The following is a 25,217-nucleotide window of genomic DNA, read 5'->3' on the forward strand; positions in this document are numbered from 1 at the left end:
TCACGCCCCAATTTTCCTAAAATTTTATGAAAAAAACGGCGCGTCTCAACTACGCACCGTTTTATGCTCAATGAGTTTAATAAATTACATTATTTTTTATGCGTATTCGCAAAATACTCCATAAAGGTAACCAATGCTACCACACCACTTAACGGCATCGCATTATAAATCGATGCACGCATTCCACCTTGAACTTTATGCCCTTTCAAGGCCAATAGCCCATGCTCTTGCGCTTCAGCAACAAAACACTTATCCAATTCACTATCGCCAGTGGTAAAGGTTACATTCATCTCAGAGCGATTTTCAACAGCAACATTATTATGATAAAAATCACTTTCATCTAAATAGGTGTAAAGTAATAATGCTTTCTCTTTATTCTGAACTTCAATCGCAGGTAATCCGCCTTGCGCAAGCCAATGCTCAAAGACCAGTCCACATAGATACCAAGCAAAAGTCGGCGGTGTATTAATCATAGAATCACGATTCGCTTGAACAGTGTAATTCCAAATACTCGGAATTTTGCTTTGTTCTGTCTGAGTAAGTAAATCTTCACGGATAATCACTAATGTAATACCTGATGGGCCAAGGTTTTTTTGCGCTCCTGCATAGATCATTCCAAATTTAGAAATATCAATTTGGCGTGACAAAATACAAGATGACATATCCGCAACTAACACGGTATTCCCTACATTTGGCACATCAAAGATTTCTACCCCACTGATTGTTTCATTTGGACAATAATGAACATAATCATATTTTGAGGCGATATCAGAAAAATCTAGTTGCCCGACTTGTAAAGTATCTTTTCCTTGTTCTAAAAGATCAATCTCATCAAGGTTAGCAAAAAGGCGTGCTTCTTGTGCTGCTAATTTTGACCAATGACCACTTGTTAAATAAAGTGCTTTTTGATTTTTTCCTAATAAATTCATTGGAATAGCAGCGAATTGTCCTCTTGCACCGCCTTGAAGAAACAGGATTTTATAATTATCTGGCACATGATAAAGCTTACGCAAATTTTGCTCTGCCTCCGCCACCATTTTCATAAACGCTTCACCGCGGTGGCTGACTTCCATGACTGAAGTATGTAAATTTTGCCAATTTAGTAACTCTTGCTGTGCTTTCTCTAAAACCGCTTTCGGCATAGTCGCAGGTCCTGCGCTGAAATTGAATACATCCTGCATATTCTCTCCTTAAAAGAATTTTCTTTTTATTGTAATCAATTCAATTTTGGCACTCAAGAAACTTAATTTAGATTAATTTTTTCATATTTTAATCAGAAGACTTTGACGATACCATTGAAAAAGGCTACATTACTGGAAAAATGTCATACAATTTGAGGTCAATATGGAAAATAATAGCAAAGAATCATTCCAAGAAGTATTAGAATACATTCGCATGTATCGTCTTAAAAACCGTTTAAAACGCGATCTGGAACATAATAATCGTAAAATTCGAGATAACCGTAAACGTGCTTTATTACTTGAAAATCTCGATCAATACATTACTGATGATATGACAATCGAAGAAATTCGTGAAATTATTGAAAATATGCGTAACGATTATGAAAGCCGTGTTGATGATTACAATATCCGTAATGCAGAATTATCTCAACAACGCCGTGAGATTCGTGAAAAAATGAAACAACAAAAAGAAGCGCATAAACTTATGCTCAAACATGCGCATAAATAATACTAAGAAGCTCGTGATAAACGGGCTTTTTCTTTACAAAAAGAAAGTTAATAGAAAAACGTTTATTTCGGCTATTAAAATGTTATCTTGAGTAGTTAGAAAAGATTTGAAAGGATAATGAGAAGGCCTAAGTGGTGGGCGATACCGGTCTCGAACCAGTGACCCCCTCCTTGTAAGGGAGGTGCTCTCCCAACTGAGCTAATCGCCCACTTGAGCCTTAGAAACTAAAACGATGACACTTTGTTGAAGTGGTGGGCGATACCGGTCTCGAACCAGTGACCCCCTCCTTGTAAGGGAGGTGCTCTCCCAACTGAGCTAATCGCCCGTTTTAGTTTATTGATACAACACAGAAGCCACCTAAAAAAGAGTGGTGGGCGATACCGGTCTCGAACCAGTGACCCCCTCCTTGTAAGGGAGGTGCTCTCCCAACTGAGCTAATCGCCCTGCGTTGTGTGGTGGCATTATAGGGATTTTTCTCCCGCCGTCAACCGCTTTTTTTTATTTTGTATCTAAGTGTCTTAAAAACAAACGTTTTTGATATTAATTCTATTGAAATCCCCCCTATAGCTCGTAAAATGGTACAGTTTTTTTACAAAAGGATTGCTTATGAAATTTGAACCTAAATATGTTTTCGATTTAGACCCTAATGTTAAAGTTCGTACGCGTTTCGCTCCAAGCCCAACAGGCGAATTACACGTTGGTGGTGCGAGAACTGCACTTTACTCTTGGTTATTTGCTAAAGGTCACAAAGGTGAATTTGTTTTACGTATTGAAGACACCGACTTAGAACGCTCTGATCCACAAAAAACCGAAGGCATCTTAAAATCTATGGAATGGCTTGGTTTAGAATGGGATCACGGTCCATACTACCAAACAAAACGTTTCGATCGTTACGATGAAGTGATCGAACAAATGCTTGAAGAAGGTCTTGCATACTACTGCTTTATCTCTAAAGAAGAACTTGCTGAAATTCGTGCACAACAAGAAGCAAATAAAGAAAAACCAAAAGCACCTCGTACTTACCGCGATCTTCCATTAAGTGAAGCGAAAAAACGTATTGCAGCTGGCGAAAAACCTGTTGTTCGTTTCAAAAACCCATTAACAGGTTCTGTTGTTTTTGACGATGCAATTCGTGGACGCATTGAAATTAGCAATGACGAATTAGATGACCTTATCATCCGCCGTGCTGATGGTTCCCCAACTTATAACTTCTGCGTTGTAATTGATGACTGGGAAATGGCGATTACCCACGTTGTGCGTGGTGAAGATCACATCAACAATACCCCACGTCAAATCAATATTCTCAAAGCACTTGGTGCACCAATTCCAGTTTACGCACACGTTTCTATGATTAATGGTGATGATGGTCGTAAATTATCTAAACGCCATGGTGCGGTAAGTGCAATGGAATACCATCGTGAAGGTTACTTACCAGAAGCACTTGTAAACTATCTTGTACGTTTAGGTTGGGGACATGGCGATCAAGAAATCTTTAGTCGTGAAGAAATGATTAAGTATTTTGAATTAAACCAAGTAAGCCACTCTGCTAGTCGTTTCATGGTAGATAAATTACAATGGTTGAACCAACACTATATTAACAATTCTCCGCGTGAAGAAGTAGCAAAAGCATTGGCATGGCATTACGCACAAGCAGGCGTAGATACAACAAATGGTCCAGCACTTACCACCATCATTGATATGCTTGGTGAACGTAGTAAAACATTAGTTGAAATGGTAGAAAAAAGCCGTTATTTCTTCGAAGATTTCAGTGAATTTGATGAAGCTGCTGCGAAGAAAAACCTTAAAGAAGCAGCGATTGAACCATTAAAATTAGTAAAAGAAAAACTTGCCGCATTAAGTACAGACAACTGGACAAAAGAAACCACTCACCAAGCAATTCAAGATACCGCTGCTGAACTTGAAGTTGGGATGGGTAAAGTGGGTATGCCATTGCGTGTTGCCGTAACAGGATGTGGTCAATCTCCATCAATGGATGTAACGTTAGAAGCAATTGGTCGTGATCGTACTCTTACTCGAATCCAACAAGCGATTGATTTTATTGAAGCTAAAAACGCTTAATTTTCAATCATATGTTTGATTTCTAACAAGAATAAGATTGACAAATTTTAGGGCGAGTCTTATGATCTCGCCCATACTATCGGGGGTATAGCTCAGTTGGGAGAGCGCTTGCATGGCATGCAAGAGGTCATCGGTTCGATCCCGTTTACCTCCACCAATTTTCCAATTCTCGCTTTATGCGAGATTTTTTTTATCTAAAATTTATCGTTATAAAAAAATAACGCCATTCTTTAAGAATAGCGTTATTTATATAAATTCTTACGAAAATAGTGGCGTATTCAATACTAATCTTTTTTCAATTCTTCGTCTGTAGGCAATGGCTGACCAGTAAAAGCATGTAAAAATGCTTCACACAACAATTCACTATTTGTTGCATGTTTTAAATTCCCAACTTGACGACGAGTACGTTCATTAGTCAATATTTCTAGTACTTTTAATGGAATAGAAACAGTAATTTTCTTTACTTGTTCACTCTTTTTTCCATGTTCAGCATAAGGGCTAATGTATTCGCCATTCCACTCAGCCATAAAAAATCCTTAATTATTAAATTACGCATTATATTGTGGCAATATTTTACTGGAAAACAACTTTTGTCGCAATCTAGCCATCTAGACTTTTAATTGATTAGAATTCTGCTACGAGTGCTTTAAGATAGTTTTTGAAGTCTTCACCAAGTTTATCATGATGAATACCATATTCTACAAAAGCCTGCATATAGCCTAATTTGTTTCCACAGTCAAAGGTATCCCCTTTCATACAAAAGGCTTCAACAGGTTCTTTTTCAATTAACATATCGATTGCATCTGTTAATTGAATTTCATCACCAACACCTACTGGTGTTTTGGCAAGAAGTTCCCAAATATTTTCAGAAAATACATAACGACCCACGACGGCGAGATTAGATGGTGCATTCTCAACACTCGGTTTTTCAACAATGTTTACAATCTTAGCACTTTCACCTTCATGTAATTCTTTACCAGCACAATCTACAACCCCATAAGAACTGACTTCTTCTGGATTTACTGGTGCAACCATAATTTGACTCATTTTCGTTTCTTCAAAACGTTTAATCATGGCTGAAAGATTCTCTGTTTGCTGATTTGCTGAAAATTCAGCTAACAGTACATCGGGTAATACTACGGCAAATGGATTGTTCCCAACGAGTGGTAACCCACATAAAACAGCGTGTCCCAAGCCCTTCGCATTCCCTTGGCGAACGTGCATAATAGTCACATCTTTAGGACAAATAGAACGTACTTCTTCTAATAATTGACGCTTAACACGCTTTTCAAGCATCGTTTCTAATTCAAACGATGTATCAAAATGGTTTTCAATTGCATTTTTAGATGAGTGTGTAACAAGAACAATTTCTTTAATACCCGCAGCAATACATTCATTCACAACATATTGAATTAACGGTTTATCTACCAACGTCAGCATTTCTTTTGGAATCGCCTTGGTTGCGGGTAACATTCGTGTTCCCAATCCTGCAACGGGAATAATCGCTTTCATAGTTCTTCCTTAGTTTTAACAACAATACTCTTATTAATTTAGTTAAGAAAATGCGTATTATTGTAACAGAAATCCTTTATTTTGGTACGATAAATATACGTATCTATTTGAAATAATAACCTTTCGATGCCACCTCTTTTATAAAAAAGAGAGGCATATATTAAATTTGAATGTATTCAACAACAAATTTATCTAGCACAAAATATCAAAAAACTCTCATGCCTATTCTGATTTCTGTGTTTCAGATTCCTTTTGTTGCTGAATTTTTGCATACAATTCTTCACGGTAAATTTCTGTTTCCTTAGGTGCCTCAATACCTAATTTCACATTACATCCTGACACTCCCAATACCGTCACGATGATGTTGTCACCGATAAGAAAGCGTTCCCCGACTCTTCTTGATAATATAAGCATTATTGTTCCTTCTTTATAAATAGACTTTTATTCAAATATACTTGTTTGTTTTTTATTATAAAAACAAGCTCACATTCTAACGATTGTCCAAAAAAAAACACTGAGCAAAAGTTAAAAATGTGAGCTAGAACACAAATTTTATTTTTTAAAGATGATTAGCAAGCCATTCTTTTGCAACTTCTAGGGCTTTCGCAATATGTTGTGGTTCGTTACCACCAGCCATCGCCATATCTGGACGACCGCCTCCTTTACCACCCACAGCTTGTGCCATAAGATTAACTAACTCGCCAGCTTTAACTTTTGCGGTTAAATCTTTTGTTACACCTACAACAAGGTTTACTTTATCTTCATTTGCTGAAGCTAAAACAACGATACCTGAGCCAAGTTGATTTTTAAGATCATCAACCATCGTACGTAACGCTTTAGTATCAATACCATCAAGCTGTTTAAGAATAACAGCATGACCTTGCATTTGTTCAGCTTGTTTAGCTAAATCAGCACCTGCTTGTAAAGCAAGTTTTTGTTGGAGCATTTGTAACTCTTTTTCAGCTTTTTTCGCTTTATCTTGTAAGCCTTGGATTTTTTCTACCAAACTTGTTGCATCTGCTTTTAATAAATCAGCACTTTGTGCGATAACAGCTTGTTGTTGATGTAGCCAATCCATAGCACCTTGACCAGTGACAGCTTCAATACGACGAACGCCAGCAGCAATTGCACTTTCTGATACAATTTTAAATAAACCAATATCACCAGTGTGTTTTGCGTGTACGCCACCACAAAGTTCAATTGAAAAATCGCCCATAGTTAATACGCGCACGTTATCGGCATATTTTTCACCGAATAATGCCATTGCGCCTTTACCCTTAGCCGCTTCAATATCCATTTCTTCAGTGATAATCGTATTATTTTTACGAATTTGTGCGTTCACAAGGTTTTCAATTTCAACTAATTTATCTGCTGAAATTGCCTCTGGTTGTACAAAGTCAAAACGTAAACCATTTGCAGAAACTAAAGAACCTTTTTGAGTAACATGCGTACCTAATACTTGGCGTAATGCTGCATGGAGTAAGTGTGTTGCAGAGTGGTTAATTGCTGTACGTTGACGACGTTCAGCATCAACAATAGCAACAACTTGATCACCTACTTTTAAAGTGCCTTGTGCCACTGTACCAATATGACCAAATACTTGTCCATATTTTTGTGTATCTTCGACGTTAAATACTGCATCACCTACGAATAATTCACCGCTATCCCCGACTTGACCACCTGATTCTGCATAGAATGGCGTGTTATCAAGTACGATAACTGCTTTTTCACCTGCATTAACAGCTTCTACTTCTTTGCCATCTACAAATAAAGCTAAGATTTTTCCTTCTGCTTTATCTTGAGTATATCCATGGAAATGCGTTTGGGCATCCATGCGAATTACACTGTTGTAGTCCATACCGAAGTTACTTGCAGATTGAGCACGTTGACGTTGTTCATTCATTGCTTTATCGAAACCTTCTTCATCAATTTCGATACCACGTTCACGACATACATCCGCAGTTAAATCAAGTGGGAAACCGTATGTATCATAAAGTTTGAAGGCAACATCGCCAGATAAGGTATTATTTTCTACTTGAGCAAGTGCTTCATCTAATAGTGTTAGACCACGATCTAAAGTATGAGAGAATTGTTCTTCTTCACGTTTTAATAAAGTCACGATATTTTCTTTATTTGCTTCAATAATATCGCCAGCTTGATCCATCACTTGAATAAGTGTTGGTACAAGTTTGTGGAAGAATGGTGATTGTGCACCTAATAAATGTCCATGACGAACCGCACGGCGAATAATACGACGTAATACATAACCACGACCTTCATTTGAAGGTACTACACCATCAGCGATTAAATACGCACAAGAACGAATGTGATCCGCAATTACACGTAATGATTTATTTTCAAGATCTTTTGTTCCTGTTAATTCTGCAACAGCCGCGATAAGGGTTTTGAAAATATCAATATCATAGTTAGAATCAACATGTTGCATTACCGCAGCAATACGTTCTAATCCCATACCTGTATCTACAGATGGTTTTGGTAATTTTTCCATCGTACCATCTGCAAGGCGGTTGAATTGCATAAATACGATATTCCAGATCTCAATATATCGATCGCCGTCTTCTTCAGGAGATCCTGGTACGCCACCCCAAATATGTTCACCGTGATCGTAGAAAATTTCGGTACAAGGACCACAAGGACCAGTATCCCCCATTTGCCAGAAGTTATCTGATGCGTAAGGTGCACCTTTATTATCACCAATACGGATAATACGTTCAGCTGGAATACCTACTTCATTTTTCCAAATGCCATATGCTTCATCATCTTGCTCATAAACAGTTACCCAAAGTTTTTCTTTTGGTAAACCAAGCCATTTTGGTGAGGTTAAAAATTCCCATGCAAAGTTAATTGCATCGTGTTTGAAATAATCACCGAAACTAAAGTTACCTAGCATTTCAAAGAATGTGTGGTGACGTGCTGTATAACCTACGTTTTCAAGATCGTTATGTTTACCACCCGCACGTACGCAACGTTGAGAGGTCGTTGCACGAGAATAAGGACGTTTGTCCATTCCTAAGAAAACGTCTTTAAATTGGTTCATCCCCGCATTAGTAAAAAGTAAAGTAGGATCGTTGTGCGGAACAAGTGAACTACTTTCTACAATTTTATGCCCTTTTTCTTCAAAAAAATGAAGATAATCATGACGAATTTGAGCAGTACTTTTCATTATTAAACTTTCCTTTAGAAGAGAAAATGTTAGAGAATTGAGCCGATCATTTTGGCACATTTTTAATAGATTATGAAAATATTTTTTGGAAAATCAAGGCGTGATTTTGGGAAACATTTCAAATAAAAATTAAGGCTATCTAAATAGCCTTAATTTATTTGGTAAAAAGTTAATATAAATCTTTATGATAGCGTTCCGTACTGACTAAATCATATAGCCATTGCTGGCTTTGTGCATCGTCTAAATTTCCATATTTTTTTGCCATTTCTAAAAAGACTTCATCAATCGGTTTACCGAGATTTGCTTTACTTCCACAAACATAAATATGCGCACCTTTTTGGAATAATTCCCATAATTGAGGCATTTGTTGATGAAGAATATGTTGCACATAAATTTTTTCATCTTGATCACGTGAAAAAGCCGTATGTAATGAAGTCAAACGTTTTTCTTGCAAATAGTGTTCTAGTAAATTTTGGTAGAGGAAATCTTTATCCTTGTAGCGCTCACCAAAGAATAAATGCATTTCCCCTTGTCTATCCGATTGTAAAAAACCAAGATAAGGCGCAATCCCAGTACCCGCTCCAATCATAACGACAGGTGCCTTTTCATCTTTTGGCAAATGGAAGTGCGCATTTGCACGCACATAGACATCCACTTCATCACCTTCTTTTGTGTGACATAAAAAGCCACTTGCAGTACCATGATATTCCACTTCATTAAGATGATACTGTACTTCACGCACGCATAAACGCACATAGTCACTGCTTACCTGTCCATCGGAAGCGATAGAATATGCGCGTGGCAATTTATCGGGAAGCATTGAAGTAATTTCCGCTACACTTACCTGATTTTTATCGCAAAAATCAATTAAAACATCGGCGATATCTCGTCCATAGATGTATTGATTAAATTCTTTTGCCGCACTAATTTTCGTTAATGCTTTTAAGGTTTCATTATTTGTTTTTTTAGCTAATGCTCGGAAAAGTGACTTGCTTAATAAACGCAATTCTTTTTGATGTAATAATTCAAGCTCTTTTGCGGTTAGATGTCCGTAGAAATCTTGAATACGTTGTAATGTTGTTGTATTTGTTGGCGGAACAAGATAGAGCAAATCACCTGCGTCATAGCACATGTTGCTGCCACGAATATCAATCTCAATGTCATACACTGGGAATTCTCCTTGATTGACTCGTGTTATTTTGGCAATTTTTCCTTTAAAAGTTTGGTTGGCACCATAAGCTTTGACTTGTAAATTTAGTTCAGTTAACGCCGCTTTTTCCCCTTTAAAATATGCAGTTACTGCATGTAACCATTTTTTGAAAAATTCACGATAACTGGTATCTGCATCCACACGATTTGCAATACGCGTTGCTCCTAGTGTAGCCAATTTATTATCAAGATCTTTCGTGAAACCACAGAATTTTGGATAAGACACATCACCCAACCCAAAAATTGCATATTGGCATGTTAATTTTGGAAATGATTGAAGATATTCATAGAATTTTGTCGCATTTCCTGGTGCTTCTCCGTCACCAAAATTACTCGTTACAATAAATAAAAAATCATCATGATGTAATGTATCTAATGCAATATCATTGAGCGAAGATAATTGTGGCGCTAAATTCAACTCGCTAAGGTGTTGCGCCAATGTTTTCGCCAAATTTTCTGCATTTCCGGTTTCTGAACCGTAACCAATATATATAGTCGCCATAATTTTCACCTAAAAATAAATAATGGGTACGAATACCCATTATTTTGTTAATTATGATTGCATAAAGTTCCTAGTAATTTAATTATTCATCGTAATATTCGTCAAATTGTTCTTTCGCAAATTCTACTGCATCATAATTTTGCATAAGATCATTAATAACACGACGCACACTAATGTATTCTACTATCTCACCTTTTTCATTTTTAATTGGTTGCACGCTTGTATCAACAACATATAAAACGCCACCTTTACCACGATTTGGAATGATACCTGTCCATTGTTTACCAGATTGAATGGTATCCCACATTTCTTTATAAACTTCTTTTGGTACGGACGGATCACGAACAATACTATGTGGTTGTCCAAGCAGTTCTTCGCGAGAAAAGCCTGTTAACTCACAAAAAAGATCATTTACATAAGTAATCACACCTTGCAAATCAGTTTTTGAAATGACTAAGGCGTTATCTACTGCGGTCAATATTTGACGATTAATTAAATCGATATCAGTTGGCATAATAAGCTCCTTAATTAAACATGCATTTAAAATACATGTTTAATTATAATGCTATTTTTTCTACACAAGCAATTTATTTTATCTAAATATGCTAATATAGACCTATGAAACTTACTAAACGAACAGATTTTGTACTAAGGACACTCATTTATCTAGCCAAACAACCTGCTGGAATGCGTACCTTTTTACAAGAAATCGCTGATAATTATAATATTCCAGTTAATCATCTCACTAAAATTGTACATCAACTTGGACAATTAGGTTATATTAACACCTATCGTGGAAGAGGTGGTGGAATGGAAATAGGTATGCCACTTGATCAGATAATGGTAAAAGATGTGATTCTACATTTCGAACCTAATTCTGAGCTTGTGGATTGCAGTACCTGCTTATTGAGAAAAAATTCCTGTAAATTAGAACGTCACTTACGCATTGCATACGAGGCATTTTTGTCGTCATTGGAAGGTGTATCTCTAGCAGATATTATTTAAAAAAAATCCCTTGTTAGAAAAACTAATAAGGGATTTTTATCTTTATAAAATATTATTTAATTGCCGATTCAATAATACCACCACCTAGGCAAACTTCACCTAGATAGAATACGGCAGATTGTCCCGGTGTCACCGCAATTTGCGGCTCATCAAAATACACTTCAATGGTGTTATCATCAATCGGACGAATTTCACATGGAATATCCGCTTGGCGATAACGTGTTTTTACAGTGCAACGTAAATTCTCACGTAGCGGTCTTTCACTTACCCATTGTAATTGCTGAGCAACTAACCCACGTGAAAGTAGTGCAGAATTATCCAATCCCTGTGCAACCACAAGTACATTATTGACTAAATCTTTCTCAACTACATACCACGCATTTTCACCTTTGCCTTTAATGCCACCAATCCCAAGACCACGACGTTGCCCAAGGGTATGGTACATTAAACCATCATGACGACCAATTACTTCACCTTCAGTAGTCTTAATATCACCAGGTTGTGCTGGTAGGAAACGTGCTAAGAAATCTTTGAATTTACGTTCTCCAATAAAGCAGATCCCTGTAGAATCTTTCTTCTTCGCCGTTGCTAGACCAAGATCATCAGCAATCGCACGTACAATCGGCTTTTCAATTTCACCCACTGGGAATAGACTTTGTCCTACTTGCTTTTTATTTAAAGCATATAGGAAGTAACTTTGATCTTTATTGTTATCTAAGCCACGTAAAAGTAATGCCTCGCCATCTTTTTCGCCACGACGCACATAGTGCCCGGTTGCAATAAAATCAGCGCCAAGATCTTCGGCTGCATATTCTAAAAAGGCTTTAAATTTAATTTCTTTATTACACAAAATATCGGGATTTGGCGTACGACCCGCTTTATATTCAGCAAGAAAATGCTCGAATACATTATCCCAATACTCCGCTGCAAAATTAATTTTATGTAATTTTATCCCTAATTTATCACATACAGCTTGTGCATCAGCAAGGTCAGCTGCTGCAGTACAGTAATCAGTATCATCATCCTCTTCCCAGTTTTTCATGAAAAGACCTTCAACTTGATAGCCTTGTTGTTGAAGAATGAAGGCGGATACGGAAGAGTCCACCCCGCCAGACATACCACAGATTACCTTAATTTTGCCATTTGCCAGCAATTCCTCTTCAGAAAGTGCTGGAAAATATTTATTATAAGTTAATGATTCCATTATTAATTTAATTAGTTCCTTTACTTAACTTCATAGAATTGATCGCCTTTTTTAAAACGATCAAGTTCTGTTTCGCTAATTTCACCTAATGCGACTTTTTCTTTTAGATTATCGCAAGGTTCCTCGCAATCGCATGCTTTTTTCATTCCAAGAGCGGTGATACCACCACAACTTCCCTTTAATACACGACGTTTAAAAATGAATCCAATGGCTAAGCCAACGATAACAAGAATGAAAATACAGAATGTTAGAATAAAGACTTCCATTTTATTTTTCTCCATTAATCAAACGGGCAAATGCTGGTGAAGCTTGGGTTACAAATTTATCACCTTGTTTAATAATCAAATAAATTGCAATGTTATTTTTCTCTGCGACTTCCATTGCTTTCTTTTCACCTAAAACAAAAAGACCAGTAGAAAGACCATCCGCAATCATTGTATTTTTCGCAACAACCGTAATTGATGCTAAATGATGTTGCACAGGATATCCTGTTGTTGGATCAATCTCATGCGTAAAACGTTTACCATTTTGTTCAAAATAGTTACGGTAATCGCCTGATGTTGCCATCCCCTTATCATATAATCCCACAACACGTTGAACAGCACGTTGCCCATTATACATTGGATCTTCAATACCAATTTCCCAAGGAATGCCACGCTCATTAGTACCTTCGGCGTGAATTTCCCCTCCAATTTCTACCATATAGTTTTTAACGCCAAGAGAAGCAAGATATTCTGCTACTTTATCGACACCAAAACCTTTTGCGATAGAAGATAAGTCCACATAAAGTTGTGGTACAGATTTTTCAAGGTAATATTGATCACCTTTCTTGAAAACTTTTAATTTATTAATCCCAACAATTTTTAATGTATCAGCAATTTTTTCTGCACTTGGTTCTGTATCAGAACGTTTAGTTGGTCCAAAACTCCAAATATTGACTAAAGGTCCAACGGTAATATCTAACGCACCATCAGTCACTTTATTAAGATGCATCGCTGTTTCAACAACGGTTGCAAAATCTTTAGAAATCGGAAAAGGTGTGTTTATCTCTTTAAATTGATTAAAACGACTAAGCTCAGAAGAAGGAATAAAAGTAGACATTTGCTGATTCACTTCTTTTAGTACTTCATCAATATTCTTTTGTACCTGTTGTGAATTCATTGTCAACTTATCATCAATATACTTAATATGATAAGTCGTGCCCATAGTACGTCCAGATAAACTCACCTCATCCTTCTGTCCTAATCGACTGAATAAAGAGTGAGCAAAAATAAATGCAAATCCAAAAACAAGTATGCCTAGGACTGCTACTTTTATAGTTCTTGCATGATGTGGTTTAATCAAACTCATAAAATAAAACGCCTCAATTTTCGATAAATTTTATTATATTTATCTAAGATTTAATAACGGTGAAGGCGGTCAGAACCAGTCTGACCGCCTGTTTATATCAACGCAAGTTATTAAGCGCCGAAATTATCTAATAAGATATTTTCATCTTCTACGCCGAGATCTTTCAGCATTTTAATAACAGATTGTGTCATGATTGGAGGTCCGCACATATAGAACTCACAATCTTCTGGTGCTTCATGATTTTTCAAGTAATTTTCATAAACTACATTATGGATGAAGCCTGTGTAACCATCCCAGTTATCGCCTGGTTGTGGATCAGATAAAGCCACATGCCATTCGAAGTTAGGATTTTCTTCTTGTAATTTATTGAAATCATCTTCATAGAAAATTTCACGTTTAGAACGCGCACCGTACCAGAAACTAATTTTACGTTTAGAATGTAAACGTTTTAATTGGTCAAAGATATGTGAACGCATTGGTGCCATACCAGCACCACCACCGATGAATACCATTTCTGCATCGGTATCTTTCGCGAAGAATTCACCGAATGGACCAGAAATCACAACATCATCACCTTCTTTTAATGACCAAATGTATGATGACATTTGACCCGGCGGAACATCAGGATTATTTGGTGGCGGAGTTGCAATACGCACGTTAAGCATGATGATACCTTTTTCATCTGGGTAAGATGCCATAGAGTATGCACGCATAATCGGCTCATCAACTTTAGAAACATAACGCCATAAATCTAATTTATCCCAGTCGTCACGATATTCTGGTGCAATATCAAAATCTTTATAGTAAACAGTATGTGGTTCTGCTTCAATTTGGATATAACCACCAGCACGGAATGGAACTTCCTCACCAGCTGGGATTGCCAATTTAAGCTCTTTAATGAACGTTGCTTTGTTATCATTAGAAATAACTTTACAATGCCATTTTTTCACACCAAAGACTTCTTCTGGTACTTCAATTTTTAAATCATTTTTTACGCTAACTTGGCAAGATAGGCGATAGCCTTCACGTGCTGCTGCTTTTGAAATTTTGGTAAGTTCAGTTGGTAAAATATTACCACCACCTTCTTCTACACGTACAACACATTGACCACATGTACCTTGACCACCACATGCTGATGGAACAAAGATACCTTTCCCTGCAAGAGCACCAAGTAATTTACCGCCTGCGGGTACTTTAATTGTTTTTTCAGGATCGTGATTGATTTCAACCGTTACATCACCAGTGCTAACTAATTTTGATTTTGCAAATAAAATCATAATCGCAAGCACTAGGATAATGATCGTGAACATCGCGATACCTAAAATGATTGACATCTCCATTTAGTATCACTCCTTAAATTATAATTTGATGCCTGAGAAAGACATAAATCCGATTGCCATCAAACCTGCAGAAATGAAGGTGATACCAAGACCGCGTAATCCAGCTGGAACATCGGAATATTTCATTTTTTCAGTAATCCCTGCAAGTGCTACGATTGCTAACATCCAACCTAAACCTGCACCGAAACCGTACACAATAGATTCTGAGAAATTATAGTCACGTTGTACCATGAATGATACGCCACCAAAAATCGCACAGTTTACTGTAATTAACGGTAAGAAGATACCGAGTGCATCATAAAGTGCTGGGAAGTATTTATCTAAAATCATTTCTAGAATTTGTACTAACGCAGCAATCACACCAATGAAAGTGATAAAGTTTAAGAATGTTAAATCGATCCCTTTAACTAATGCACCACTTTTTAAAATATAGGTGTAAACCAATTGGTTTGCAGGTACAGAAATACCTAAAACGATGGTTACAGCGATCCCTAAACCAATCGCAGTTGAGATTTTTTTGGAAACTGCCAAGAAGGTACACATTCCCAAAAAGAACGAAAGCGCCATGTTTTCGATGAAAACGGATTTCACGAAGAGGCTAAGATAATGTTCCATAAATTATTTCTCCACCTGTTCTGGTTTTAAGGTACGAAGACCCCAAATGATAAAACCGATAATAAAGAATGCACTTGGCGCAAGTAGGAATAAACCGTTAGTTTGATACCAACCACCATTTTGAATAGTTTGGAATACGGTCATACCAAAGAACTTACCAGAACCAAGAAGCTCACGGATAAATGCAACAGCCAAAAGCATTGCACCATATCCTAACCCATTACCAATACCATCAACAAAGCTTTCTACTGGACCAGATTTCATTGCAAATGCTTCCGCACGACCCATTACGATACAGTTAGTAATAATTAAACCAACGAATACTGAAAGCTGTTTTGATAAACCATACGCATAAGCACGTAGTAATTGGTCAACCAAAATTACTAATGATGCAATAATTGTCATTTGAACAATAATACGGATACTGTTCGGGATATAGTTACGTAAGCAAGAAATAAAGAAACTTGAGAAAGCAGTAACTAAACTTACTGCAATCGCCATAACAAAAGCTGTCTCTAATTTTGTAGTAACCGCCAATGCAGAACAGATACCAAGGATCTGTAATGCAATCGGGTTATTATCAATAATTGGAGAAAATAATAATTTTTTGAGTGAAGTCTTAGCCATTATTTAAGTTCTCCTTTTCTGAAATGATTTAAGAAAGGACCAAAACCATTAGGACCGAACCAATAGCTGAAGGTACCTTGAACACCATTTGATGTTAATGTCGCACCAGTTAAACTATCGATACCATGTTCACGTCCATAAACAGGGTTATTTGCAGCACCTTTTCCTACAACAATTGCAGATTGACCTTGTGCATTAAATAATTCTTTACCAACAAATTGTGCTTGCCATTTAGGGTTTTCAATTTCCCCACCAAGTCCTGGAGTTTCCCCTTCATCATAATAAGTAATGCCTTTTAATGTATCACCATTTGGTGCAACAGATACGAATCCGTACATTACAGACCAAAGCCCATTACCATAGATTGGAAGTACCATTTGTTGAAGTTGACCATCTTCACCTTTAACAAGGTAAATTTGGGCTAACTTAGCACGAACACGAATACCCGCTTTGTCTAAGTCAGCTGGGATCGGTTGACTAGTTTTTGGATTTTTCGCCGCTGTAATTGCATCAAAACCCGCTGGGCATTGAGCATAAGTACCCGCATCTAAATCAACACAACGTGTTTCAATTTTCTTAGCAAAGATTTCACGTACTTCTTGACCCGAAGCATCTGCAGGTAACAAGTGTGCCACACGTAAGATACTTCTTTGTTTATCTAATTGTTTCTGTTCTTCTTGTTTCGGTTTTAATAAAGTTGCTGAACCCGCAACAATTACGGAACAGATTAAACTTAATAGAATAACAACTGTAATTGTTCCGCCGAAACTATCTTTATTAAACTTAGCCATTGCGAACTCTCCGACGTTTAATATTGGCTTGAACCACCGCATAGTCAAATAACGGTGCAAATAAGTTAGCAAATAAGATCGCTAACATCATACCTTCAGGATATGCTGGGTTAACTACACGAATTAATACACACATAACGCCAATAAGTGCACCGTACCACCATTTACCTTTATTAGTAAATGAAGCAGATACTGGGTCAGTAGCCATGAAAATAGTACCTAATGCAAAACCACCTAATACTAAATGCCAGTACCAAGGCATTGCAAACATTGGATTTGTTGTAGAACCAATCCAGTTAAACATGCTTGAAGTTGCAATCATACCGATAAGAACACCGGCAATAATACGCCATGAAGCAATACGTGCGAAAACGATAATACAACCGCCAATGATAAGTGCGAGTGTAGAAGTTTCACCGATTGATCCTGGAATATTACCTAAGAAGGCATCCATCCAGTGAATTGGTTGACCTGTTGATACATGTTTAAGTGCTGCTTGACCACCTTGTGCCCATTGAGAAAGCGCAGTCGCACCAGAATAACCATCTGCTGCTGTCCAAACTAAGTCACCAGAAATCTGACCTGGATATGCGAAGAATAAGAACGCACGACCCGCAAGTGCAGGGTTAATAAAGTTACGCCCTACCCCACCAAATACTTCTTTCGCTACAACAACACCAAATGTTGCCGCTAATGCTGCTTGCCAAAGTGGTAATGTTGGAGGCACGATTAATGCAAGTAAGATAGAAGTTACAAAGAAACCTTCATTTACTTCGTGTTTACGTACCATTGCGAATAACACTTCCCAGAAACCACCAACAAGGAAAATGGTGATATAAATAGGAAGAAAGAAAATAGCACCAAGTGCCATTTTCGCACCTACGCCTGCATCAGGAGATAAAATACCTAATGCATTTGCTAATGCAAAATGCCAATCGTTAGCAACGTTTAATGCGATATTGTGAGCGAAGTCGCCCATATGTAATGCAGAAAATGATTGGAGACCAACATTATACATCCCGTAGAACATTGCTGGGAATAATGCAAGCCATACCAATACCATCATACGTTTGGAATCAATTGCGTCACGTACATGTGATGCACCTTTTGTTACCGTGCCTGGTGTATATAAAAAGGTTGCTGTTGCTTCATACAATGCATACCATTTTTCAAATTTACCACCCGGTAAAAAAGCAGGTTCCATTTTTTCTAAAAGATGTTTTAAACCCATTTTTTAGCCATCCTTCTCTATTTGTTCTAATGCTTGACGTAGAAGTGGAGCATATTCAATTTTACCTGGACAAACGTAGGTACATAATGCTAAATCTTCTTCTTCTAATTCCAAGCAACCTAATGCTTGTGCGCTATCTGTATCGCCAGATGCGAGATCACGTAATAAAAGTGTTGGAAGGATATCTAATGGCATTACACGTTCATAAAGACCAATTGGTACCATTGCACGGTATGCGCCATGTAAAGAGGTTGTCATGTTAAATAATTTTTTACGGAAATGACCAAGCACAGTGCGAGTTACAGAATATTCATCAGCACCAGGCATGATCCAACCTAAAAATTCTTTATTATGATCTTCTTCAATTACAGATACTTGTAATGCATAACGACCTAAATAATTATGAGGACCTTCAGCTTTTGTTCCGCTTAATACAGAACCTGAGATAACACGATTAGTCCCTGCTTTTAATTCACCATTAGTCAATTGAGAAAGATTCGCACCTACAAAAGTACGTACTAGACGAGGTTTATTAACTTGTGGACCACCTAACGCAATAACACGTTGAGATGATAGTTCCCCGGTAGTGAATAATTTACCAATTGCAATAACATCTTGGTAATTGATATACCAAACAGTTTTATTTGTACCAACTGGATCAATAAAATGAATATGAGTACCTGATAAACCCGCAGGATGTGGTCCTTTAAATTCATGTACATCTAACCATTTTGCACTTACTGCTGGGATATTTGCACCAGCAGCTTTACATAAATGTAATTTATCTGTTTCAAGCTGACCAAGTACTTTTAATCCATTTACAAATGCATCTTTTTCTTCATTGATGATTACTGTCGGATCTGCTGCTAACGGATTAGTGTCCATCGCATTAACAAAAATAGAATGCGGAATTGCATCAATAGCAGGTACTTTACCGAATGGACGCGTTCTTAAAGTAGTCCATAAACCAGACTCCTGAAGATTCTTACGTACATCGTTATCAGTTAAGGATTCCAGCTCATTTTCTGCATATTTTGCAAAAGTAACCTGTTCATCCCCTTTCATTTCAATAACAACCGACTGTAAAACGCGTTTTTCACCACGGTGAATCGCAGTAACTTTACCACTTACAGGTGCAGTGAAAAGCACACCAGGATTCTTTTTATCTTCAAATAGAACCTGACCTTTTTTCACTTCATCGCCTTCACGAACTTTCATCGAAGGACGCATACCTATATATTCTTCACCAAGCAAAGCAACTTCGCTAACAGCATTGCCGTTATGGATTACTTGTTCTGGCTTCCCTGCAATAGGAAGATCCAAGCCTTTTTTAATCGTAATCATATTGTTTGCACTACTTTTCGTTAGTTAAAAAAAACAGCTACGATAAATATCGTAACCTCGTCTTGAGCTACAGCTTAAGCCAAAAAATCATCCGCTTAAGCAAAACATAATTAAATAATACTCAAATTCTTTTTCGTTAAATTTTCTCTTTGGAAAATTCAAAATTAACCGAATTAATTTTTGATAAAAATCAAGATGCACATTTTAACCAAATAAATGCATTTTTTCTACTTAGATTGAACTTTTTTAGCAAAAGAGAAAGCAAATTTATCCTAAGACGATTTTAAAATTCGTTATTTCCTATCAAAAATCTTAAAAATGCTTAACACGCCCCACTTTATTGAAAAAATTATTGTATTTTGCAATTTTTTTTGTATTTTTTATGCGCGTAATTTATACTTTTTTCCAATTAAATTGATATAGATCTAAGTAAATCGAATTTATCGACACAAAATGTGACGGAATTAACAGAATAGAGCATTATAGGTTTTTTCTTATTTTTGAACACTTACCACTCTTTATAGGTATGTTTTGTAGTCAAAACAAATAAGATGTCGTACTGCATCTATTGTATTTTTCTGACCCATTTTAACAAAGAGAACTTTCCGTTTTATAAAGGCTTGAAATTGATCTAACAACAAGTGGTAAATCTACAATAAATAATAAAATAATTAAGGAGGAACCAATGAATCCAAATTGGGCTGCTTATGAGGGTATTATAAAGTTAATGGTTAAACCTGCTTTAGGTTGCACTGAGCCTATTGCTGCCGCATATGCTGCAGCGACTGCTCGAAAAATGCTATCAAATTCTCCCACTGAAATTAATGTTTATGTTTCTGATAACCTTTATAAAAACGCAATGGGTGTTTTCGTTCCTGGTACTGGTAAAATGGGGCTTGCCATTGCAGCGGGTGTTGGCGCTTTAGGGGGCAATGCAGAAAAAGGGCTGGAAGTATTAGCTGATATTGATGAGGATACTGTACAAAAAGCTCAGACTTTGATTGGGAATAATAAAATCCATGTGATGCGTAAAGATATTGATGATTTTATTTATTGCCTTATCGAAATGACGGATGGAAAAGATCATGCTTCTGTAGAGCTAAAGGGTGGACATACCCAGATTATTTGTAAAAAATTAAATAATCGTATTATTTTCCAACAAGATAAAGGAAAAGTAAGCTCAACTGGATCAATTTGTACGGGAATAGATATTTCTTTTAAAAAGCTTTATGACTACGCCACTCATGCCAATTTTGAAGACATTAAATTTATTTTAGATGCCTGTAAACTGAATCACGCATTAGCGCTTGAAGGACTCACTAAAGATTATGGTCTTTGTATCGGTAAAACTATTGAACAAGGCATAAAATCAGGTGTACTAAGCCAAGATTTCGCCAATCAAATTATTATGTACACGGCTAGTGCTTCTGATGCTAGGATGGGAGGTGCCACATTACCTGCAATGAGTAACTTTGGTAGTGGAAATCAAGGTATTACAGCGACGATCCCTGTTTATTTAACCGCAAAACATTATGATAACTCACAAGAACAACTTGCTAGAGCATTAATCATAAGCCACTTAGGGGCAATTTATATAAAATCCTTTTACCCTCCCCTCTCTGCATTTTGTGGCAATACAGTTACTGGAGCAGCGACGGCTGCGGCTATGGTTTACCTCGCAAACGGATCTTATGAGCAAAGCTGTTTTGCAGCACAAAATGTATTGAGCGATTGTGCGGGAATGGTTTGTGATGGTGCAAAATCAACTTGTGCAATGAAAGTCAAAACAGCTACAAACGCTGCAATCAATGGATTTTTAATGGCACTACAACATAAAGAAGCACATAATCAAGGGATCGTTGGTGATATACTAGAACAAACTATTCAAAATATTGGAAAACTTGTTACCTACGGTATGGCTGAAACAGATCATACTATTATTGAAATAATGTCAGAGTAATAAAAGAAACAAATTACTCTGATGTAAATTAGTACATTTATTATAAACTTATGAAAATATTAACCCCCCAAGATGAGGCGATTCTTGCTGCTTTTGATAATGTGGTTACTGCGATCGCCAATACCTTTGGCGATCATACAGAAGTAGTATTACACAGCCTAGATCTGCGTAACCCCTCTATCATAAAAATTGTTAATGGTCATATCACTGGACGTGATGTAGGCGCTCCAATTACAAATTTTGTCTTAAATAAACTTGCGGCAAAAGAAGATTTATCAGTCCCCTATTTTAATAAGTCGCCTAAAGGTAGAAATCTACGCTCAACAACTACGATTATTCGGAATCCTCAAGGTGAGGCTATTGGTACACTCTGTGTAAATGTAGATTTAGATGCACCTTTTCAAGAAGTCATCCGTCCTTTTGTTTTACCTGCGCTCTCCAACAGCGAAGAAACAAAAAGTATTGAGATCTTTACAAATAGCTCAGAGGAAATGTTAAAAACAACCATCGAAAATGCCTATCAAGAAATTACGTTAGATAAAACAATTAGTGCTGGCAAAAAAGCAAGGACCCTTGTACATCGTTTAGATTGTCTTGGTGTATTCAATTTTAAAAATAGTCAACAATTAGTTGCAGAAGTGACAGGAATTTCGATCCATACAATTTATCGTCATTTGAGAGAACGATAATGCCTGCCACGACATGAAATACCTAAAACGCAAGAAATGGCGATATACAAAGCAGAATCCCCGTTGCAATAATGATATAAAGTGCAATGCCTTTATATTTATGCAGAGCAGGAACTTTATAGGTTAAATAAGCGGGAATTAAGCATCCAACCATACCAAAAATAGGGCTACAAATTGAAGTAAAACTTAATACTGGTGCATTTAATACAATCGCACTCCAGGAAAGTAAAATTGTAAAGAGAATGATGCCATAACGGACATAATTCGGATTAATTTTCTCCTCTGATATTATTCGTCTTAGTCCATTCATCGCAAGTCCTTGGCATGCTTCTCTGAACCCCAAATACACGCCAAAATATGCCGTCATAACAGCAAAAACATTTAATATTAAACTCAATAATTTCAATGTGTCTCCACTCATTCCCTGAGCTACTAATGCTAACGCAGAAATATTTTGCTTATAAGCACTTACTGCTTGTTCGTGACTAATGGCTAACGTGAAAGAAACTGCATAAAAAAATACAACAGTAAATAAAATGATAAATGAGATGCGCATTGCTCTCATTGCTTTATAACGAGCCACAGCAATAGATTTTTCACGGCTACGATAAGAAATTACCATTGGACTTAGGCTTTGAATAAATAGAATAGAAGTCAAAGTAAATGGCAACATGACAACAGAATTTTTTAACAATAATGGTGTAGCGGGTATTGCACCAATATTACTTAAATTCCACTTACTTACCATTAATAATCCTAAAATGGCTACCACGCTAATTTTGGTTAAAACCATAAAGGAAGATATTCTAAATAGAAATTTTTCTCCTTGCGATGCCAACGTCACCAAAATACAAATTAATACTAATCCATAAAATGGATTTTCTGACCATAAGGTTTTAGTCAAACCAAAACTTTGCAGAAAAGATGCGGTATCATTGGTGATGGCGGTTGAATAAACAAATACCCAAATTAACAACATTAAAAAATAGAGTAATCCTAAAAATGCTCCCCAGTTCTTGCCTAAATATCCCGCAATTACGCTTGGGTAATCTTCACATTTTGGCGAGGTCGCTAAGGTATTGATGAATAATCGTTGAAAAAGATAAATCGCTGGATAGCCTAATACGGATGACAATAAGAAAACCCACAATCCCATCAGACCAACTTGTACGGGTAAAAATACAATACCCGCACCAATAGCCATTCCAATACTTAATATAATCCAGCCCCAATCTGTACTATCAAAACGGATTGCTTCTTTCCATTCAATACTATTTTTATCTGGAATACTATCTTGCAATTCCTTATGAGTGATTCCCATATACCCTCCAAATTATTTAATTTAATAAAAATAAGATAGTTATAATGATTATATTTTTATAATGTTATCTAAAATTCTATCTACTAAATAGAAATTTATATTTAGTAGAAAGAATTATACGAAACTATCACATTTTAATTTATGGGAGAGATCACACTTTGCTGAATTAATATTCAATTACTTTTTTGCGGAATGATTTATTTTTTTAGGAATGCTAAAATGAAAAAAGGCCGCTATTAAAGCGACCTTTCAGAATTTGGCTCCTCCTGCTGGACTTGAACCAGCGACATACGGATTAACAGTCCGCCGTTCTACCGACTGAACTAAGGAGGAATAGTGGTGCCTCGAGGCGGAATCGAACCACCGACACGGGGATTTTCAATCCCCTGCTCTACCGACTGAGCTATCGAGGCAACGTTGCGTATCAGTGTTTTAATTACTGCGTAACGTCTCAACGGGGCTTATTAAACGATTTTTCAGTCCCTAAGTCAACAATAATTTTAAAAAAAATCGTTTTTTTTTATTGTTTGAATAATTTATGATCTTAATGTTTATATAATAAACTTTAAGCGACCATTTTTTATATATCTTTTGCAAAGCCCCGTTACTTTTTTTATATTTTTATTAATTTTTCCTAAGCAACTTTCACTGCTTTATAGTGACAAGTTGGATTAAGAATTTCATTTCTTGCTGCAATTATCTGCAATTCATACAATTCAGACTGTGAAGTTAATCTCATTACTTCATTAACTGCGTTTGCAGTATGCTCAAAAGCTTCAATATCTGATTTTCCATTTAATAAATTCGCTAAGAAAATACCAGACGTAAGATCGCCAACACCAACAGGTTGTAATTTAAAAGCATAAAGTGGGCGTGTAATATGCCAAATACCATCAGTGGTACCAAGTAACATCTCGAAAGTATCTTTTTCTTTTCCAACATTACTTAAATGTTTCACTAAAACTTTTTTAACCCCTTTTGCAAGAATCGTTTTTACCGCAGTAATCGCTTGTTCAAAATTTTCTACGGGTTGTCCACTAATAACTCGAAGCTCTACAAGATTTGGCGCAAGAATATCCGCTTCAGGAACAGCCAACTCACAAAGAGCTTCCTTAACACCCTCAGCGACAATACAACCTTTATCAGGATGTCCCATAACAGGATCACACAGATAAATCGCTTCAGGGTTTGCTTTTTTCACTTCATGCACAACATCAATGATTTCTTGTACCTGATCAGCCGAGCCCATATATCCTGATAAAACGGCATTACAGAGTTTTAATCTATCAATCCCTAAAATACCCTGAACAATTTCACCGATAAGTCCTTTTGGTAATACTTCACCCTTCCATTTACCATATTGAGTATGGTTAGAAAATTGTACGGTATTCAATGCCCATACATCTGCACCAAGAAGTTGCATTGGAAACGTAGCAGCCTTATTACCCGCATAACCAAATACAACATGTGATTGAATAGATAAAATATGCTTCATAGTTTTCTTCCTCATCGTTAGAAGTTATCCATAAAAATAAAGTGCGACATAATGCCACACTTTATTTTCA

Annotated in this window: 22 protein-coding genes, 6 tRNA genes and 1 pseudogene; 6 read left to right on the forward strand and 23 right to left on the reverse strand. The window is 36.6% G+C overall.

Going from position 1 to position 25,217, the window contains the following annotated elements:
- Positions 1-89: 89 nt before the first annotated feature.
- Entirely contained in the window at positions 90-1,181 is a 1,092-nt protein-coding gene (serC, locus tag EL259_RS02590; RefSeq protein WP_126598743.1) for a 3-phosphoserine/phosphohydroxythreonine transaminase, read from the reverse strand.
- A gap of 163 nt (positions 1,182-1,344) precedes the next feature.
- Between serC and EL259_RS02595 the strand changes: the two genes are divergently transcribed.
- Positions 1,345-1,689 (forward strand): DUF496 family protein, encoded by a 345-nt coding sequence (locus EL259_RS02595; RefSeq protein WP_126598745.1) that lies wholly within the window; start codon positions 1,345-1,347, stop codon positions 1,687-1,689.
- A 132-nt stretch (positions 1,690-1,821) separates the two neighbouring features.
- On the opposite strand, the gene EL259_RS02600 is transcribed toward EL259_RS02595, so the two are convergent.
- The 3 genes from EL259_RS02600 to EL259_RS02610 form a co-directional block, all read right to left on the reverse strand.
- Positions 1,822-1,897: transfer RNA gene (locus EL259_RS02600), tRNA-Val, on the reverse strand.
- Between the two features lie 41 nt (positions 1,898-1,938).
- Positions 1,939-2,014 (reverse strand) — tRNA-Val (locus EL259_RS02605).
- A 43-nt stretch (positions 2,015-2,057) separates the two neighbouring features.
- A tRNA-Val gene (locus EL259_RS02610) sits at positions 2,058-2,133 on the reverse strand.
- 162 nt (positions 2,134-2,295) lie between these two features.
- Here EL259_RS02610 and gltX point away from each other — a divergent pair.
- Together gltX and EL259_RS02620 are read left to right on the forward strand one after the other, a co-directional pair.
- The gene (gene gltX, locus EL259_RS02615) at positions 2,296-3,768 is read left to right on the forward strand and encodes a glutamate--tRNA ligase (RefSeq protein WP_126598747.1); all 1,473 of its coding nucleotides are present in this window, start codon (positions 2,296-2,298) and stop codon (positions 3,766-3,768) included.
- A gap of 81 nt (positions 3,769-3,849) precedes the next feature.
- Positions 3,850-3,925 (forward strand) — tRNA-Ala (locus EL259_RS02620).
- Positions 3,926-4,055: 130 nt separating this feature from the next.
- On the opposite strand, the pseudogene metJ reads toward EL259_RS02620, so the two are convergent.
- From metJ to EL259_RS02650, 6 genes and pseudogenes are all read right to left on the reverse strand, one after another.
- Positions 4,056-4,295: pseudogene (gene metJ, locus EL259_RS02625) on the reverse strand (met regulon transcriptional regulator MetJ); the annotation flags it as partial.
- A 97-nt stretch (positions 4,296-4,392) separates the two neighbouring features.
- Complete coding sequence (galU, locus tag EL259_RS02630; protein WP_126598749.1) at positions 4,393-5,280, reverse strand: UTP--glucose-1-phosphate uridylyltransferase GalU; 888 nt, start codon at positions 5,278-5,280, stop codon at positions 4,393-4,395.
- Positions 5,281-5,502: 222 nt separating this feature from the next.
- Positions 5,503-5,694, reverse strand: a complete 192-nt coding sequence (gene csrA, locus EL259_RS02635; RefSeq protein WP_126598751.1) for a carbon storage regulator CsrA — start codon at positions 5,692-5,694, stop codon at positions 5,503-5,505.
- 145 nt (positions 5,695-5,839) lie between these two features.
- Positions 5,840-8,464, reverse strand: coding sequence for an alanine--tRNA ligase (gene alaS, locus EL259_RS02640; protein ID WP_126598753.1), 2,625 nt, complete (start codon positions 8,462-8,464; stop codon positions 5,840-5,842).
- Positions 8,465-8,633: 169 nt separating this feature from the next.
- Positions 8,634-10,175: a diflavin oxidoreductase gene (locus EL259_RS02645; protein ID WP_126598755.1), complete on the reverse strand. Its 1,542-nt coding sequence runs from the start codon at positions 10,173-10,175 to the stop codon at positions 8,634-8,636.
- A gap of 82 nt (positions 10,176-10,257) precedes the next feature.
- Positions 10,258-10,689 carry a PAS domain-containing protein gene (locus tag EL259_RS02650; RefSeq protein ID WP_126598757.1) on the reverse strand — a complete coding sequence of 144 codons (432 nt, stop codon included), beginning with the start codon at positions 10,687-10,689 and terminating at the stop codon, positions 10,258-10,260.
- Between the two features lie 104 nt (positions 10,690-10,793).
- On the opposite strand from EL259_RS02650, the gene EL259_RS02655 reads away from it, so the two are divergent.
- Positions 10,794-11,180, forward strand: coding sequence for an RrF2 family transcriptional regulator (locus EL259_RS02655; RefSeq protein ID WP_126598759.1), 387 nt, complete (start codon positions 10,794-10,796; stop codon positions 11,178-11,180).
- 52 nt (positions 11,181-11,232) lie between these two features.
- Here EL259_RS02655 and mnmA read toward each other — a convergent pair whose 3' ends face one another.
- The 9 genes from mnmA to EL259_RS02700 all read right to left on the reverse strand — a co-directional run bounded on the left by mnmA (position 11,233) and on the right by EL259_RS02700 (position 19,682).
- Positions 11,233-12,384, reverse strand: a complete 1,152-nt coding sequence (gene mnmA, locus EL259_RS02660; protein WP_126598761.1) for a tRNA 2-thiouridine(34) synthase MnmA — start codon at positions 12,382-12,384, stop codon at positions 11,233-11,235.
- A 20-nt stretch (positions 12,385-12,404) separates the two neighbouring features.
- Positions 12,405-12,650: a (Na+)-NQR maturation NqrM gene (nqrM, locus tag EL259_RS02665; RefSeq protein ID WP_126598763.1), complete on the reverse strand. Its 246-nt coding sequence runs from the start codon at positions 12,648-12,650 to the stop codon at positions 12,405-12,407.
- A 1-nt stretch (position 12,651) separates the two neighbouring features.
- A complete protein-coding gene (locus EL259_RS02670) occupies positions 12,652-13,701 on the reverse strand; it encodes an FAD:protein FMN transferase (RefSeq protein WP_408608234.1) in 1,050 nt (349 codons plus the stop codon).
- A 143-nt stretch (positions 13,702-13,844) separates the two neighbouring features.
- Positions 13,845-15,068, reverse strand: coding sequence for an NADH:ubiquinone reductase (Na(+)-transporting) subunit F (nqrF, locus tag EL259_RS02675; protein ID WP_126600833.1), 1,224 nt, complete (start codon positions 15,066-15,068; stop codon positions 13,845-13,847).
- A 24-nt stretch (positions 15,069-15,092) separates the two neighbouring features.
- On the reverse strand, positions 15,093-15,689 hold the full coding sequence (gene nqrE / locus EL259_RS02680) for an NADH:ubiquinone reductase (Na(+)-transporting) subunit E (RefSeq protein ID WP_126598767.1): 597 nt from the start codon (positions 15,687-15,689) through the stop codon (positions 15,093-15,095).
- Between the two features lie 3 nt (positions 15,690-15,692).
- Positions 15,693-16,316 (reverse strand): NADH:ubiquinone reductase (Na(+)-transporting) subunit D, encoded by a 624-nt coding sequence (locus EL259_RS02685; protein WP_126598769.1) that lies wholly within the window; start codon positions 16,314-16,316, stop codon positions 15,693-15,695.
- Positions 16,316-17,107 (reverse strand): Na(+)-translocating NADH-quinone reductase subunit C, encoded by a 792-nt coding sequence (locus tag EL259_RS02690; protein WP_126598771.1) that lies wholly within the window; start codon positions 17,105-17,107, stop codon positions 16,316-16,318. Before EL259_RS02690 ends, EL259_RS02685 begins: the two co-directional genes overlap by 1 nt.
- A complete protein-coding gene (locus EL259_RS02695; RefSeq protein ID WP_126598773.1) occupies positions 17,100-18,338 on the reverse strand; it encodes an NADH:ubiquinone reductase (Na(+)-transporting) subunit B in 1,239 nt (412 codons plus the stop codon). The genes EL259_RS02690 and EL259_RS02695 overlap by 8 nt, the downstream gene beginning before the upstream one ends.
- 3 nt (positions 18,339-18,341) lie before the next feature.
- Complete coding sequence (locus EL259_RS02700) at positions 18,342-19,682, reverse strand: Na(+)-translocating NADH-quinone reductase subunit A (protein WP_126598775.1); 1,341 nt, start codon at positions 19,680-19,682, stop codon at positions 18,342-18,344.
- A 685-nt stretch (positions 19,683-20,367) separates the two neighbouring features.
- Here EL259_RS02700 and EL259_RS02705 point away from each other — a divergent pair.
- Entirely contained in the window at positions 20,368-21,642 is a 1,275-nt protein-coding gene (locus EL259_RS02705) for an L-cysteine desulfidase family protein (protein ID WP_126598777.1), read from the forward strand.
- A gap of 50 nt (positions 21,643-21,692) precedes the next feature.
- Positions 21,693-22,331 (forward strand): helix-turn-helix transcriptional regulator, encoded by a 639-nt coding sequence (locus tag EL259_RS02710; protein WP_126598779.1) that lies wholly within the window; start codon positions 21,693-21,695, stop codon positions 22,329-22,331.
- A gap of 22 nt (positions 22,332-22,353) precedes the next feature.
- Here the strand turns inward: EL259_RS02710 and EL259_RS02715 are convergent, their stop codons facing one another.
- From EL259_RS02715 to pdxY, 4 genes are all read right to left on the reverse strand, one after another.
- Positions 22,354-23,652 (reverse strand): SLC5/6 family protein, encoded by a 1,299-nt coding sequence (locus EL259_RS02715; RefSeq protein ID WP_197721293.1) that lies wholly within the window; start codon positions 23,650-23,652, stop codon positions 22,354-22,356.
- A gap of 257 nt (positions 23,653-23,909) precedes the next feature.
- Positions 23,910-23,985, reverse strand: a tRNA-Asn gene (locus EL259_RS02720).
- A 4-nt stretch (positions 23,986-23,989) separates the two neighbouring features.
- Positions 23,990-24,065, reverse strand: a tRNA-Phe gene (locus EL259_RS02725).
- A 221-nt stretch (positions 24,066-24,286) separates the two neighbouring features.
- Positions 24,287-25,147, reverse strand: a complete 861-nt coding sequence (pdxY, locus tag EL259_RS02730; RefSeq protein ID WP_126598781.1) for a pyridoxal kinase PdxY — start codon at positions 25,145-25,147, stop codon at positions 24,287-24,289.
- Positions 25,148-25,217 lie beyond the last annotated feature (70 nt).

The organism is Actinobacillus delphinicola, from assembly GCF_900638385.1.
GTDB lineage: Bacteria > Pseudomonadota > Gammaproteobacteria > Enterobacterales > Pasteurellaceae > Actinobacillus_C > Actinobacillus_C delphinicola.

Excerpts from the sequence above, each read along its gene's own strand:
- nqrE (WP_126598767.1), bottom strand. The coding sequence starts at position 15,689 with ATGGAACATTATCTTAGCCTCTTCGTGAAATCCGTTTTCATCGAAAAC.
- EL259_RS02710 (WP_126598779.1), top strand. The coding sequence starts at position 21,693 with ATGAAAATATTAACCCCCCAAGATGAGGCGATTCTTGCTGCTTTTGAT.
- EL259_RS02645 (WP_126598755.1), bottom strand. The coding sequence starts at position 10,175 with ATGGCGACTATATATATTGGTTACGGTTCAGAAACCGGAAATGCAGAA.
- gltX (WP_126598747.1), top strand. The coding sequence starts at position 2,296 with ATGAAATTTGAACCTAAATATGTTTTCGATTTAGACCCTAATGTTAAA.
- EL259_RS02655 (WP_126598759.1), top strand. The coding sequence starts at position 10,794 with ATGAAACTTACTAAACGAACAGATTTTGTACTAAGGACACTCATTTAT.
- nqrM (WP_126598763.1), bottom strand. The coding sequence starts at position 12,650 with ATGGAAGTCTTTATTCTAACATTCTGTATTTTCATTCTTGTTATCGTT.
- galU (WP_126598749.1), bottom strand. The coding sequence starts at position 5,280 with ATGAAAGCGATTATTCCCGTTGCAGGATTGGGAACACGAATGTTACCC.
- EL259_RS02700 (WP_126598775.1), bottom strand. The coding sequence starts at position 19,682 with ATGATTACGATTAAAAAAGGCTTGGATCTTCCTATTGCAGGGAAGCCA.
- mnmA (WP_126598761.1), bottom strand. The coding sequence starts at position 12,384 with ATGGAATCATTAACTTATAATAAATATTTTCCAGCACTTTCTGAAGAG.
- EL259_RS02650 (WP_126598757.1), bottom strand. The coding sequence starts at position 10,689 with ATGCCAACTGATATCGATTTAATTAATCGTCAAATATTGACCGCAGTA.
- serC (WP_126598743.1), bottom strand. The coding sequence starts at position 1,181 with ATGCAGGATGTATTCAATTTCAGCGCAGGACCTGCGACTATGCCGAAA.
- nqrF (WP_126600833.1), bottom strand. The coding sequence starts at position 15,068 with ATGTCAATCATTTTAGGTATCGCGATGTTCACGATCATTATCCTAGTG.
- EL259_RS02705 (WP_126598777.1), top strand. The coding sequence starts at position 20,368 with ATGAATCCAAATTGGGCTGCTTATGAGGGTATTATAAAGTTAATGGTT.
- EL259_RS02695 (WP_126598773.1), bottom strand. The coding sequence starts at position 18,338 with ATGGGTTTAAAACATCTTTTAGAAAAAATGGAACCTGCTTTTTTACCG.
- csrA (WP_126598751.1), bottom strand. The coding sequence starts at position 5,694 with ATGCTTATATTATCAAGAAGAGTCGGGGAACGCTTTCTTATCGGTGAC.
- EL259_RS02715 (WP_197721293.1), bottom strand. The coding sequence starts at position 23,652 with ATGGGAATCACTCATAAGGAATTGCAAGATAGTATTCCAGATAAAAAT.
- EL259_RS02595 (WP_126598745.1), top strand. The coding sequence starts at position 1,345 with ATGGAAAATAATAGCAAAGAATCATTCCAAGAAGTATTAGAATACATT.
- pdxY (WP_126598781.1), bottom strand. The coding sequence starts at position 25,147 with ATGAAGCATATTTTATCTATTCAATCACATGTTGTATTTGGTTATGCG.
- EL259_RS02690 (WP_126598771.1), bottom strand. The coding sequence starts at position 17,107 with ATGGCTAAGTTTAATAAAGATAGTTTCGGCGGAACAATTACAGTTGTT.
- EL259_RS02685 (WP_126598769.1), bottom strand. The coding sequence starts at position 16,316 with ATGGCTAAGACTTCACTCAAAAAATTATTATTTTCTCCAATTATTGAT.
- alaS (WP_126598753.1), bottom strand. The coding sequence starts at position 8,464 with ATGAAAAGTACTGCTCAAATTCGTCATGATTATCTTCATTTTTTTGAA.